14 protein-coding genes are annotated in these 13,884 nt (G+C 48.1%); 11 read left to right on the forward strand and 3 right to left on the reverse strand.

What is annotated here, in order from left to right:
- Positions 1-334: 334 nt before the first annotated feature.
- The 11 genes from Q0380_RS04635 to trxB all read left to right on the forward strand — a co-directional run bounded on the left by Q0380_RS04635 (position 335) and on the right by trxB (position 9,314).
- Entirely contained in the window at positions 335-817 is a 483-nt protein-coding gene (locus Q0380_RS04635) for a hypothetical protein (RefSeq protein WP_298960721.1), read from the forward strand.
- The gene (locus Q0380_RS04640) at positions 817-1,473 is read left to right on the forward strand and encodes a 16S rRNA (uracil(1498)-N(3))-methyltransferase (RefSeq protein WP_298960825.1); all 657 of its coding nucleotides are present in this window, start codon (positions 817-819) and stop codon (positions 1,471-1,473) included. Before Q0380_RS04635 ends, Q0380_RS04640 begins: the two co-directional genes overlap by 1 nt.
- Before the next feature lie 328 nt (positions 1,474-1,801).
- Positions 1,802-2,002, forward strand: a complete 201-nt coding sequence (gene rpmE / locus Q0380_RS04645; protein WP_177387662.1) for a 50S ribosomal protein L31 — start codon at positions 1,802-1,804, stop codon at positions 2,000-2,002.
- A complete protein-coding gene (gene rsmI, locus Q0380_RS04650) occupies positions 2,003-2,818 on the forward strand; it encodes a 16S rRNA (cytidine(1402)-2'-O)-methyltransferase (protein WP_298960724.1) in 816 nt (271 codons plus the stop codon).
- 35 nt (positions 2,819-2,853) lie between these two features.
- Complete coding sequence (rlmB, locus tag Q0380_RS04655) at positions 2,854-3,555, forward strand: 23S rRNA (guanosine(2251)-2'-O)-methyltransferase RlmB (RefSeq protein ID WP_298960726.1); 702 nt, start codon at positions 2,854-2,856, stop codon at positions 3,553-3,555.
- Entirely contained in the window at positions 3,527-4,546 is a 1,020-nt protein-coding gene (locus Q0380_RS04660) for a hypothetical protein (protein ID WP_298960728.1), read from the forward strand. Before rlmB ends, Q0380_RS04660 begins: the two co-directional genes overlap by 29 nt.
- Before the next feature lie 515 nt (positions 4,547-5,061).
- Entirely contained in the window at positions 5,062-6,267 is a 1,206-nt protein-coding gene (locus tag Q0380_RS04665) for an LL-diaminopimelate aminotransferase (RefSeq protein ID WP_298960729.1), read from the forward strand.
- A complete protein-coding gene (locus tag Q0380_RS04670; RefSeq protein ID WP_298960730.1) occupies positions 6,267-7,535 on the forward strand; it encodes a homoserine dehydrogenase in 1,269 nt (422 codons plus the stop codon). The genes Q0380_RS04665 and Q0380_RS04670 overlap by 1 nt, the downstream gene beginning before the upstream one ends.
- A gap of 1 nt (position 7,536) precedes the next feature.
- A complete protein-coding gene (locus tag Q0380_RS04675) occupies positions 7,537-7,875 on the forward strand; it encodes a YraN family protein (RefSeq protein ID WP_298960732.1) in 339 nt (112 codons plus the stop codon).
- A 70-nt stretch (positions 7,876-7,945) separates the two neighbouring features.
- Positions 7,946-8,260 (forward strand): thioredoxin, encoded by a 315-nt coding sequence (trxA, locus tag Q0380_RS04680; RefSeq protein ID WP_295151069.1) that lies wholly within the window; start codon positions 7,946-7,948, stop codon positions 8,258-8,260.
- Positions 8,261-8,369: 109 nt separating this feature from the next.
- Positions 8,370-9,314: a thioredoxin-disulfide reductase gene (trxB, locus tag Q0380_RS04685; RefSeq protein WP_298960734.1), complete on the forward strand. Its 945-nt coding sequence runs from the start codon at positions 8,370-8,372 to the stop codon at positions 9,312-9,314.
- Positions 9,315-9,473: 159 nt separating this feature from the next.
- Here trxB and Q0380_RS04690 read toward each other — a convergent pair whose 3' ends face one another.
- The 3 genes from Q0380_RS04690 to Q0380_RS04700 form a co-directional block, all read right to left on the reverse strand.
- Positions 9,474-10,199: a hypothetical protein gene (locus Q0380_RS04690; protein WP_298960736.1), complete on the reverse strand. Its 726-nt coding sequence runs from the start codon at positions 10,197-10,199 to the stop codon at positions 9,474-9,476.
- Between the two features lie 276 nt (positions 10,200-10,475).
- Entirely contained in the window at positions 10,476-13,274 is a 2,799-nt protein-coding gene (locus Q0380_RS04695; protein WP_298960738.1) for an MMPL family transporter, read from the reverse strand.
- 24 nt (positions 13,275-13,298) lie between these two features.
- Positions 13,299-13,883 (reverse strand): ABC transporter substrate-binding protein, encoded by a 585-nt coding sequence (locus tag Q0380_RS04700; protein WP_298960744.1) that lies wholly within the window; start codon positions 13,881-13,883, stop codon positions 13,299-13,301.
- Position 13,884: the final 1 nt, after the last annotated feature.

Below are 13,884 nucleotides of genomic sequence, written 5' to 3' on the forward strand. Positions count from 1 at the left end.
AAATTTACGTGATTCGTATGCAGCACGCAAGCGCGATTTTAGCGTTATTTTTGCCCGTGCGATCTGCGCAAAGAAATTTTAAATTTTATAAAGCTCTATCCGCAAAATTTCATTCTTGGCGCAAGAGATACGGCGCGAAACCGGAGTTGAGAGAACGCGCGGTAAATTTTGGCGCAATAAATAGCCGCGACCGCTTTGAAAGGTTTTTAAAATTTCAAAGGCGCGGAGCAGGTCTGCTTTATCTCGCGCCAAAAAAATTTGCGTTGAAATTTAATCGTTTCGGCTCTAGCCGCGCAAAATTTTATCCCGCAAATTTAACTTTGCGGCGGAAGTGATGGATTATCTGTATCAAAGCGCGCTGGGGTTTCATAAATTTTTCGCGCTAGCTGCGGCGATTTTAACGATAATTTATCTGATCTTTACCCAGCTTAAGATCGATGCGGCGGCGGAATTTTGCCCGCGCAGTGAAGCTTTAAATTTTGCCGCCTCCGCGCCGCAAGCTGAAAGTTTAAAGCAAAAAAGCAGATCGGGACTTAGATTTCTTAGGCGCATCAGGCTGTTTTTGCCGATCTATTATTCGTGCATCGCGGCGCTGATAATTAGCGGAAGCGTGATGCTAGCGGTGCTGGGCTTTGATTTGAGCTTTAAAATTTACTTTATGGCGGTCGCAGCGCTAGCGATGATCATGCTTAGCGCGGCGTCGTACAAGCGGCTAAAAATCGCGTATCTGAGCCAAAATTTTGCGCCGTATCAGCGCAAAATGCGAGTGATTTTGGGGCTAAACTTAGCGATAATTTTGATAGCGAGTGTTATTTGATGGTATATTTTTACGATAAGCTTGCAGGCGAACAGAGCCTAGTTTTGCAGAATGATCAGTTTTTGCACCTAAAGGCTAGGCGAGCAAGGGCGGGCGAGCGCATAGACGTGCGAAATCTAAAGGACGGGGCGAGTTATCTATATGAGATCGCCGAAATTTCGCGCAAGGGCGCGGCTCTAAATTTGGTTTTTAAAAGCTCCGTTTTTACGCCGAGCCACGATTTTTGCGTCGCTTGGGCGGTCGTCGAGAGCGCCGTGATCGAAAAGAGCCTGCCTGCGCTAAACGAGATGGGCGTCGGGCGGCTTATTTTGGTATATGCCGATCTGTCGCAGAAAAACGTGCGGCTCGATCTGCAGAGGATGGAGCGGATTTTGATCAACTCATCTCAACAGTGCGGGCGAAATTCCATCATGCAGATCGAGGTTTTGAGCAGCTCGGACGAGCTAGCGCAAAAGTATGAAAACGTAAGCCTGATCGATTTTGGCGGTAAGAACATCGACATTTTCGGCGGTGACGAGATTGCGTTCGTAGGCCCCGAGGGCGGGTTTTCGCCGCGCGAAAGGGAGAAATTTAAAAACGCCTATGCGCTTAATAGCCCCTATATTTTGCGCTCAAACACCGCGCTGATCGCAACTTGCGCGAAGTTGATGTTTTAAACGCTCGGCAAATTTTAAAATTTAAAAAGCCATGCGCTTTAAATTTTAAAATTTAAAATTTTGCCTGCGCGACCCGTTATGTTATCTGCGGCTTAACGCGCGGCGCGTATTGCTGCGGCGTATCTTTGCGCGCCGTATTTTGCACGCCGCAGTAAATCAAAAATTTTATTCTCAAAATGCGCTAAATTTTAAAATTTCGCGTCCAAAAAGCTTGCTCGAAAGAAAATCCGCCGCTTCGCCGAGAGTTTTTTAAAACCCTTTAAATTTGCTTTTTAGATAAAAAAGTTGTATAATCGCTGCCTTTTAAAATCATCAAAAAGGATCAAAAATGAAAAAAGATATCCATCCGAACTTTGTCGAAACGACCGTTACCTGCGCTTGCGGAAACACTTTTAAAACGCGCTCGAACAAGCCTGAGATCCGCGTCGATATCTGCTCCAACTGCCATCCGTTTTTCACAGGCAGCGAGAAGATCGTAGATAGCGCGGGCCGCGTCGAGAAATTTAAGCAAAAATACGGAATGAAATAGTTGCTATATCTCATTCCTACGCCGATAGGAAATCTAAGCGATATCTCGAGCCGCGCGCTTGAGGTATTGCAAAGCTGCGAAATCCTAATCTGCGAGGATACGAGGGTTTCAAAAAAACTTCTAAACTTACTATCCGATAAATTTCAAATTTCATTTAAAATTTCACAATTTTACTCGCTGCACACGCACAACGAAGCGGAGTTTTTCGCGAGCTTTGATGCGGCACTTCTGCGCGAAAAAGCTTGCGCATACGTAAGCGATGCCGGCATGCCCTGCATCAGCGATCCGGGAATTGCGCTCGTAAAATTTGCGCAGCGAAGCGGCGTAGCTTACGAGGTGCTTAGCGGCGCAAACGCTCTACTGCTCGCAGCCGCCGCAAGCGGACTAGTGGAGAAAGAATTTAGCTTTTTAGGCTTTTTGAACAATGACGGCGCGCAGCGCAAAGCTCAGATTCTAAATTTAATGCAAAGCCCCTATCCATGCGTACTTTACGAATCCCCAAAGCGCGTGATAAAGCTAATTGAGCAGATCGCGGGGATCGATGCGCAGCGCAAAATTTTTGCGATTAAGGAAGCCACGAAAAAATTTGAAACCAAATTTTTCGGTAGCGCCGCAGAGGTTCTATCCAGCCTAAACGGCGCAAATTTAAACGGCGAATGGTGCGTCGTGGTGGGCGGCGCAGGCGAGAAAAGCTTTGAAAAAATCACGCCAGAAGATATTCTGTCGCTTGAGATCGCGCCGAAAATAAAAGCGAAACTACTCTCAAAAATCAGCGGCGAACCCGCCAAAGAAATATATAAAAATTTGATACGCTAAGTCATATTTTAACCGTTTTTCGCTAAAATCCCAAAATGATTATTTACGGCAAGCAGCTGTTTTTACACCTTTTAAACCGGCATCCGCAGAAATTTATCCGCATCATCCTTGCTAAGGAGTGCGAGAAAGAAATTTTTAAAAAGATCGCCGCGACCGGCGTAAAAATCGAGCGCGCCGATGCGAAAAAAGCTCAAGCCCTCGCTCGCGGCGGCAACCATCAAGGCTTCTTGGCCGAGGTGGAGGAGTTTAGCTTCGGCGATCTTGCTAGCGTCAAAGACGATAAATTCGTGCCGATCCTTTATGGGCTTACCGACGTCGGGAACATCGGCGCGATAATGCGCAGCGCCTATGCTTTGGGTGCAAATAGCGTGATCGTCGTCGCAAATAATCTAAATATGGCGGGCGTAGTGCGCGCTAGCTCGGGCGCGGCGTATGAGCTAAATGTCGTTAAGGCCGCAGACGGGCTTAGCGTGATAAACGAGCTTAAACAAAGCGGCTTTGAAATTTATGCCGCGAGTGCGTACGGGACGAACTTTAAGGAGTTAAAGCTCGGCGCGAAAAACGCACTCGTAATGGGGAACGAAGAAGAGGGGATACCTGCTAGGGCGCTTAAAAAATGCGACTGCGCGGTATCGATAAAGATGCGCGAAGGCTGGGACTCGCTTAACGTAAGCGCGGCATTTGCGATACTATGCGATGGAATTTTAAATGGAAGAAATAGAAGAGAAGTTAAATAATACGGACGAGCAGGCGGAACAAACCGAGAAGCCGGAGCAAACACAGCAGCCAAAAAATAGCGATCTAGATAAATTAAAATCTATGGATCTGATAGAGATAGCGCGTACGACGCGCATCGACGCGCAAAATTTAGAATACATCATCAACAAAGACTTCGAAAAACTTGCAAATTTTAACGTTAGGGGCTACATTAAAATTTTAGAGCGCGAGTTCGGACTGGATCTATCGGACTGGCTTAGCGAGTTCGAGAGCGCGAAAGAGGGCTTTGCGCCGGTTAAAAAGGCCAAAGTCGAGCAGGTCTATGGTCAAAGAGTTAGCCCTAATAAAAGCGGCAGCGGTTGGCTTTTATGGCTGCTTGTGATGGTGTTAATTATAGGTGCGATCTTTTATTTTGGACTTTATAAAAGTTTTGGCGAATTTTTGGGCTCGCTTTTATGGGAGCAAAACAAAACCACCTATTCTGACGCTCCGATTGTAAATAATACTCAAAAAAAGCTTGAAAACATCGGTATCGACGTAGTTTCGCATAATGTTACGGAGGATAAATTCGCCACTAAAACGGACGTAAATGCGGCTTTGGCGGCGGATGAAAATTTAAGCTCTCTAAATGCATTGGACCGCTCTATCAGGATCGAGCGCGCGAGTGCCAAAACGGAGGAAAATTCCACCGACGAAAACGCCACGCAAAGCGCACCTGCGCCCAGCAAAGATATCGTGCTTAATCCACGCGGCAAAATGTGGATCGGTATCATCGATCTAAAAAGTGGCAAGAAGCGCGAGATGGTCATCAATACCCCTTACGTCGTCGCTTCGCAAGGAGATGAGGAGCTGCTAATCTCTACCGGTCACGGGATGTTTGAGCTCGGCAAAGCCGATGGCAACGTAACTTTCAGCGAAAGAAACACTCAAAAATTCCACGTCAAAGATGGCAATATCACTAAAATTTCAGCCGACGAGTTTCTGCGCCTAAACAAGGGCAAAAAGTGGTAAAGCTCTCGCTCTCGCGCGGTTTTTCACTCGTAGGACTTCGCCTCCGCTGAGAGCAAAATTTCGGCTTGCTGCGGCGGTCAGTTTAAATTTAAATTCGCGAGTGTAAATTTAAAGGGGTTGAACTACGCCGCCTTGGATAAAATTCCAAGTGGCGTAGATAAAATTTAACGGTGCGGATAAAATTTCAAACGTTGCGGGCGCTTGCGGTAGCGCGCTAAATTTAAGAGGCGCCGTCCATGGTGCCCTGCAAAACGGAGGTCTCGGTCGTTTCGATCGGATGTAAATTTAAATGTCGCGCAAAGTGTCGCGACGCGATAAATTTAAATGATCAACGCCTCCGCGGTTTTAAAATTTTAGCGAGGTAAGGGTTTAAACCGCTCAAGTGTTGCAAAAACGCCACCACATCGCCGCTAAGGCTTGAAATTTTAGCTTCCGAGCGGCGCGAACAGATCGCGACGTTAAGGCGCAAAATTTTAAATAAAGCTTGAAAATTACTTTAAGATAAGAGGTTTGAGATGTTTGACGAAATTCGTTTTTCAAAAATCGAGCGTTTGCCCAATTACGTTTTTGCCGAGGTCAATGCCATAAAAATGGCGGCGCGCAGAGCCGGCGAAGATATAATCGATTTTTCGATGGGCAATCCCGACGGCAGGACGCCGCAGCATATAATCGACAAGCTTTGCGAAAGCGCGCAAAAGGACAAAACGCACGGCTACTCCGTAAGCCAGGGCATCTACAAGCTACGACTTGCGTGCGCGAATTGGTATAAGCGCAAATACGGCGTGATCTTAGATCCGGAAAGCGAGATCGTCGCGGTGATGGGCTCTAAAGAGGGCTTCGTGCATTTAACTAGCGCGATCGTAAATCCGGGCGATGTCGCGGTGGTGCCCGATCCTGCCTATCCGATCCACACCCAAGCCTTCATTATCGCGGGCGGTAACGTCGTTAAAATCCCGCTTGCCTATGATGAAAATTTAAATTTTAATGAGAATAAATTTTTCATCGATCTGCAAAAAACCTTCGACGAGAGCATTCCGCGCCCAAAATACGTCGTCGTAAATTTCCCGCACAACCCCACCACCGTCGTCGTGCAAAAGAGCTTCTACGAGCGGCTCGTGGCGATGGCGCGGCAGGAGCGATTTTATATCATCAGCGATATCGCTTACGCGGAGATCGCTTTTGACGATTACAAAACGCCGTCGATCTTTGAGGTCCAGGGCGCAAAGGACGTCGCGGTTGAGGCGTACACTCTCTCTAAAACCTACAATATGGCGGGCTGGCGCGTGGGTTTTGTTAGCGGCAACAAAAAGCTCGTAGCCGCGCTTAAAAAGATCAAGTCGTGGTTTGATTACGGCATGTTTACGCCGATCCAAGTAGCTGCCACGATCGCACTGGATGGGCCGCAGGAGTGCGTAGAGGAGATCCGCGCGAGCTATGAGAAGCGTAGAAATTTTTTGATTGACGCTTTTGCGGATGCGGGCTGGCAGATCGCAAAACCTAGCGCGTCGATGTTTGCGTGGGCGAAATTGCCGCCGGCTGCAGCTCATCTAAGGAGTATGGAGTTTTCCAAACAGCTTCTTACCAAGGCGCGCGTCGCCGTAAGCCCGGGCGTGGGCTTTGGCGCGGCGGGAGACGATTACGTGCGGATCGCCTTTATCGAAAACGAAAACAGGATCCGCCAGGCAGTTAGAAATATAAAAAAATATTTGAAAGAGATCTGATGAAGGTAGCGATTTTAGGCGTCGGCACCGTAGGTAGCGAAGTTGCAAACATTTTGATCAAAAATAAAGATATCATCCTTGCGCGCGCAGGCGTTAGCATAGAGCCCGTAATCGGGCTCGTGCGCGATACGAATAAAAAGCGCGACGTGCAAATTCCGCTTAGCAGCGACGCGGGGAGTATCATCGAGCGCGACGACATCGACGTTTTTATAGAGCTTATGGGCGGGGTAGAAAAGCCCTACGAGATCGTAAGTGAAATTTTAAAGCGCAAAAAGGCGGTTGTTACCGCAAATAAGGCGCTTTTGGCTTATCATCGCTACAAGCTCCAAGCTCTAGCGGGCGATACTCCTTTTGGCTTTGAAGCGAGCGTAGCGGGCGGAATTCCGATCATCAAAACCCTGCGCGAAGGGCTAAGCGCCAATCGTATCGAAAAAATAATCGGCATCGTAAACGGCACGAGCAACTTTATCCTTACGAATATGATGCAAAAAAACGAGAAATTTGAAGACGCGCTAAAGCGAGCTCAAGAACTTGGTTACGCCGAAGCCGATCCTAGCTTTGATATCGGCGGGTTCGACGCGGCGCATAAGCTTTTGATATTAGCCAGCATCGCATACGGCGTGCACGGCGACCCCGAAGATATCCTAATAGAGGGGATCGAGGAGATCACGCAGGAGGATATCTATTTTGCGCGCGAATTCGACTTCATAATCAAGCTGCTTGCGGTAGCCAAGCGCGCGTGCGACAACAAAGTCGAGCTGCGCGTCCATCCTGCGCTTATTTCGAAGGATCAAATGCTTTCAAAAGTAGACGGCGTGATGAACGGCGTGAGTATCTACGGAGACTGTGTGGGCGAGAGTATGTATTACGGCCCCGGCGCGGGCGGAAGCGCTACGGCAAGTGCGGTTATAAGCGATCTCATCGACATCGCGCGCGATAATAAAAATCCGATGCTTGGATATAAAATTTTGCCGAGTGAAAATTTTATGCAAATTTTGCCGAGCGAGCAGATCCGCACGAAGTATTATTTCAGACTGCGCGTGCGCGACGAGAAGGGCGTGCTGGCGAAGCTTACGAATATTATGAGCTTAAACGATCTTTCGATCGACAGCTTTTTGCAAAAGCCTAAGCTCAAAACGGATGAGGAGGTAACGCTGTTTTTCACGACGCATACGTGCTGCGAGAAGGATATCAAACGCGCAATAAGCGTAATTAGCGGCGAAAATTTCATCACGCAAGAGCCGTTTATGATCAGGATAGAAAGCTAGCTTGGGCTTAAAAGAATATCTTTTCGGCTTTGCTTGCGAGGACCGTGCGGCAGAATTTTTACGCGGCGAAGGGTTTGAAATTTTAAAGCGAAATTTCCGCTGCCGCTTCGGCGAGATCGACATCGTCGCGCGCAAAGACGGGATTTTGCACTTCGTAGAAGTAAAGGCCACGAGCGGCGATTACGACGCCGCAGAGCGCGTAACGGGCGCCAAGATGGCTAAAATTTTAAAGGCGGCGGAATTTTATCTGATGAGCTGCGATACGGACGAGCCGTGGCAGATCGACGTCGTGGAAGTTTATACAAAGCAGATAAAATTTATCGCCAACATATCTTTTTAAATTAGAATTTTTATTATTTATTTAAGATAATGAACTATAATCCGCAGAATTTTAACACAAGGAGAACATTATGGGAAAGTATATAGAGCTTACTTCGGAGAATTTCGACGTTACTAAAGAGGGTGTCGCGCTAGTCGATTTCTGGGCGCCTTGGTGCGGACCGTGCCGTATGATCGCCCCGATCATCGAGGAGCTTGCGAACGATTACGAGGGCAAGGCTAAAATTTGCAAAGTAAATACCGACGAAGCGCAGGATCTCGCGGTGCAGTTCGGCGTCCGCTCGATCCCTACGATTCTATTTTTCAAAGACGGCGAGCTAAAAGCTCAGCTTATCGGCGCGCAATCCAAACAGATTATAGCCGACAAACTAAACTCGCTTCTGTAAATTTTAAAAGGGCGGCTTTCGCCCTTTTTTTCCCACTCATCGTTATATTAATTAAATTCGTAAATTTAGCGCCCGCGACTTTACTTAATAAAATAATTAAGGAGAAAAAATGTTAGATTTAGCAATTATCGGCGGCGGTCCTGCGGGGCTAGCGGCGGGGCTTTATGCTACAAGAGGCGGTTTAAAGGACGTCGTGATGTTTGAGATGGGGATGCCCGGCGGGCAGATCACCTCAAGCTCCGAGATGGAAAACTACCCGGGCGTCGCCGCGGTGACTGATGGGATGAGCTTTATGGCGCCTTGGCAGGAGCAGTGCTTCCGCTTCGGGCTGAAGCATGAGATGGTGCGCGTGCTACGCATCTCAAAAGACGGCGATGGAAATTTTACGATCTATCTCGAGGGTGATCAAACGCGCCGCGCACGCGCCGTTATCGTCGCTACCGGCTCTACTCCGCGCCGCGCAGGGATCGAGGGCGAGGATGAGTTCTTCGGTCGCGGCGTCAGTACCTGCGCGACCTGCGACGGGTTTTTTTACAAGGGCAAAGAGGTTGCCGTCCTCGGCGGCGGCGACACGGCGCTAGAGGAGGCGCTGTATCTAGCTAAAATTTGCTCTAAAGTCTATCTGATCCACCGCCGCGACGAGTTTCGCGCCGCGCCCTCGACCGTGCAAAAGGTGCGCGAAAAGGGGAATATCGAGCTCATCACAAATGCGCTCGTAGAGCAGATCAAGGGCGATGCAAGCGGCGTGACGGGCATAGTCGTCAAGAATAAAACAAGCGGCGCCGCGCGCGAGCTGCAGCTGCCGGGGATCTTCGTATTCGTGGGGCTTGACGTGCGAAACGAGGTGTTAAAAGACGAAAGCGGCAAGTTTATCTGCGACATCACGCCGGGCGGACAGGTCGCGGTAAATTTAAAGATGCAAACAAGCGTACACGGGCTATTTGCGGCGGGCGATATGAGACAGGATGCGCCTAAACAGGTCGTTTGCGCGGCAGGCGACGGCGCGGTTGCCGCACTTAGCGCGATCGCGTATCTACAAGGACACGATAAATAAACCTATCTTCGGCGTAAAATTTCACGGCGCGGCAGGCGAAATTGCTTCCGCCGCGCTTTAAATTTAAAACTTCACATAAAATTTTGAATGAAATTTTGATATAAAAAAGCGGCTAAATTTTAAAATTTCATAAAATTTAGCCGCGAGATAGGGCGCTTACTATCTTTCGTAGAAGCCTGCTATGACATCTTTTGACTTCATTTTATTTACGGGATCTTCTTTACCGTTCGTGATAAGTTTAAATTTATCAGACAGACTTACGCTTTTACCCTCATTTACGATAAAATTTAGCTCGATAGCAAGCTTTGATGATCCACCTTCTTTATGTCCGAAGCTCGCGTCCAACTGCTCTGTCGTTATTTGCGAGTAATAAACGGCTGCTTTTAAGCACTCCATAATAAAGTCTATGTAGATTTCGGTATTGCTTTCTTTTAGTATCTCCCCTTTTAATTTGTCGTCGCAATCGACCGACTTCCATTCCTCCTCAAAAATTCTATTTTGCCTTTGATTTTTAAGTGTTTCTTGAAATTTAGCTTCGTTTAATTTGCAGTATTCTTTTGCCAGCTTAAACAAACCCTGCGCGTCGTAAGCCTTGCCCTCATAAAAAGTCATAACCCTTTTTAAAGATGAGTCTAACATCTCTTGTTTATATGATTTAAGCCTATGCTCTACATCCACGTCGCAGACCATCTTAACCGTCTTTAATCCGCCGTTTTCCTCTTTGCTCCAGGTGATATTTTTGCAGATTTTCGAGCCCTCAATCGCCGCGCCGATACTCATAGATTTAAAATCTGACAAGGTGTAGTTTTTGACAAGCTCCACATCGTTATCGCCGCATCCTGCAAAAATAAATGCCGCAAGCACAGCACCTAATGCGTATTTCATACTCGCTCCTTCAAGAAAAGTTAACGAGCAATGCTACCCATCTCTGTTTAATAACGGATAAATTTAGAGCCGAAATTTGAGATAAATTCGCGAAGCACGTGGCTAAAAGCGCGAAAGATAAAATTTAAAGATGGAATTTTTAAAAGAATTCGGCGAGAGAGGGAGGGAATCGAACCCCCCGGAAAACGGTCAACCGCCCTCCTATCGGATTTGAAGTCCGCAGACGCCGCCAGGTCGCCATCCTCTCCAAATGCGGGAATTATAGCGAGATAAAATTTATTTAGCTTTAAAGAGGCTAAATTTTAAGCCCTTTCGGCTCATTATTAGCGACGGCAAGATTATGAGCGCGCCCAAAAGCAGCAGGCTCATCACCAGACATATCAGTAGCCCGAAGTAGATCGTAGGCCAGAAATTACTCATCATCATCACGCTAAAGCCCAAAATGATCGCAAACGACGTATAATACATCGCGTATCCGATGCTTGCGTGGCTCGCTCGGATCGCCGCGGCCTCGTCGCCAAGGCGCGCAAACTCGCGCTTGTAGCGATAGATATAGTGGATGACATCGTCCACGCCGATACCGATGCTAATCGCCGCTATCGTAATACTCATGATATCCAGCGGAATGCCCGCAACCCCCATGATGCCGAAGCAAGCGCAAAGCGGGATCAAATTTACGACGATCGCGATAAGTGCGTATGAAAACGAGCGAAAGATGATCACGAAAAGCACGAAAAGCACGAGCACGGTGATACCCAGGGTGTCTATCTGCGAGCTCATCAGGCTTTGAAGCATATTGTTGTAAAGCACCATTATGCCGCTGATCTGTGCGCTTGCCTGCTCGCCCTCGAGCAAAGAATTTAGCCCGCTTTGCAGATCCTTTAGGAATTTCGCTCTGCGTAAGCGCGGATCGCTGTCTATCGTGCGGACGCTAAAGTGCGCTTCGTTCGCCTTGATATTTACAAAAGGTGAAAGCACCATCTCGCGGTAGTTTGCCGGCATTTCAGAGTAGATTAGAGCAAGGCTTAGATCATCCAGATCGCGCCCTTGATTAATCTGATTGCCGAGCTTCAAAAGCGACGCAAGCGAGCTTACGTTGCCGATAAACTCGTGCCCCGTGACATTTTTATCCTTCAAAAAATTATCTATTTTGCTGATGATACGCATCTTTTCGGAGGTGAACCAATACTGCGGCTTGTTTTCGTTGGCGGCGTATTCGGCTTCGAAATCGCCAAAATCGTCGCTCGCAGTGGAATTTTGCTCTAAATTTGTGGCATGGGTTTGATCTAAATTTACGGCGCCGCTTGGCTGTGCTGCCGCGACGAAGCTTTGCGCGATAAAATTTTGATCATTTAAATTTTGCGCCGCGGCAAGAGAACTTTGAGGTGCGGAATTTCCTGCAATAGAATTTTGCGCGATAGAATTTTGCTGAGTAGAATTTGCCGCAAAATTTCGCCCTGCGGGATTGGAATTTTCGCCACTCTTAAAATTTGCGCTGCCGCTTGCGGAATTTTCACTCCCGCTAGCAGTATCTGCGCCGCCTGTGCTTTTAAATTTAACGACGATATCAAGCGGGATCGTTCCGCCGAGATTTGTATCGATAACCTCCATACCTGCGCGGATATCGGTGCTTTTTTTGAAGTAGCCGATGAAGCTGTTTTCGACGCGCAGCTGCGAGATACCGTACAGCCCAAAGATCACCGCCGCAGCACACACTCCATAGACCGCGCCTCTGCTACGCAGCGCCGTTTCGGCGCACAAAAGGGTAAATTTAAAATGCTGCTCGAAGCTGCGGTTATTGTGCGTGCGCGGCAGAAGCGACATAACCGCGCCGAATACTCCAAACGCCGTAACTAGCGAGATACTGATGCCTACACTCATCATAATTCCCAGAGAAATTACGGGTTTTATATCGCAAAAAATTAGCGACATAAAGCCGATAACGGTCGTAAAGATCGCGAAAAAGCAGGGTCTTGCGCGCTCGCGCAGCACCGCATAAACGAGCTGGCGCTGCGAAAAGGCGTGAAAGCGCGCGCTAAACTCGCGGTAGGCGACGATTAGGTGGATACAGACCGAAACCGTGATGATGAGCTGAAGCGCTATGAAATTTGAGCTAATCACCGTGACCTCAAAGCTCAAAAAGCCGAATAATCCCGCTGCGAGCACGACCGAATACGCGCAGATGATAAGCGGCAGCAGGATAAATTTCGCCTGTCTAAAAAAGAGCCAAAAGCAAGCTAGCAGAAGCACCAAGGCGCCGAGTCCGTAGGTCGCCAGATCCGAGCGGACGTAGCCCACCATATCGTCTGCGATCATATTCAGTCCGCCTAGAAACAATCGGTCGCCCGCAAATTCCTTCTCAAAGCCTGCGATCAGCGTGCGCAAAGCCATGATATCGCGATGATCCTTTTCACGTAGCTCGTCGCGGTAGGATTTAAAATTTTGCTCCGCAACTTTAAGTGCGTCTTTGAGCTGTGAAATTTGAGTTTTAGAGTGGTTGGCCTCGTGCTCTGCTTGCTCTAGAGCGCTTTTGGCTCCGTCTCTTAGGCGCAAAAGCTCCTCGTAGCGGGTCTGCGGCTTTAAATTTATCAAAATTGCAGTAGTGCGAAAATCGGCGCTTACTAAATTTGATGCGTAAAAGGGGCTTGTGGCAAACTCGCGCCTAGCCGCGGTTAAATTTACGTCCGCGTCGGTAAGAGTGGGTATGTGCTTAAGCAGCTCGCTCATGCCGCCACCTTTGTTTAGCAAAAGCGGCACATTCGTGATGTCCGTGACGCTAGCGACGAAATCAAGCTTGGAAAAAGCCACATCCATCTGCTCTATTTTGCGGATCGTCTCGGGCGCTAAAAGATCGCCTGCGGGAGTGTATGCAAGCACCAAGAAATTCGGCGTTTCGTAGCGCTTGGATACTTCGCGCCAAATTTGAAGGTCTTTGTCATTATCTAGCAGAAGTGTCTGGCTCGAAGCGTCGATCTCGAGCTTTGTGGAGTAATATCCGAAAAAGAGCGCCAGCACCGTAAACAGCGCGAGCGTGATTTTCGGAAACGCGACGATTAAGCGAAAAATTTTTTTCAAATACCGCTCTTTTTGAGTGCGCCGCTATTCGCCGCTATTGATGACGGTGGAATTTAGCCGCTTTATGAGCTCGTCAAAGCCCAAGCTTTGCGTTACGTCGCCTAGCTGCGAGCGGTAGGTTTGGATTAAGCTAACGCCCACTATATCGACATCGTAGATACGCCAATCAGAGCCGGTAGGATAAAATTTAAAATCTATGTCGTAGTTTTTCTGCTCGCCGATGACCTGTGTTTTTAGCACGCGGCGCTTATCGCTCGGGCTTTGTTTGCTAAGCACCTTCATATCCTGATCGGTATAAAGCGAAAGCTTTTCGATAAAGGAGCGCTTTAGATGCGCCTCGAAGGCCTTATTAAATTCCGCGATCTGCGCGGGGCTAAGGCTCGCGTAATGCTTGGCAAGGGATAGCTTTGCCATCATCTTATAATCAAAATAGCCGTCAAAAAGTGCAAAAATTTTCGCTGGCTTTGCGTCTTTGGGGGTGCTGCTTCGCATAATGTTTACGGCTTCGGCGACCTTTTGGCTCATCACCGGCTCGATATCCGCATCGCTAATAGCGTGCGCCGAAATCAAAAGCGCTCCGCAAAGCGCTAGAACTTTTAAAATTTTCATT

This window comes from uncultured Campylobacter sp. (assembly GCF_937959485.1).
GTDB lineage: Bacteria > Campylobacterota > Campylobacteria > Campylobacterales > Campylobacteraceae > Campylobacter_B.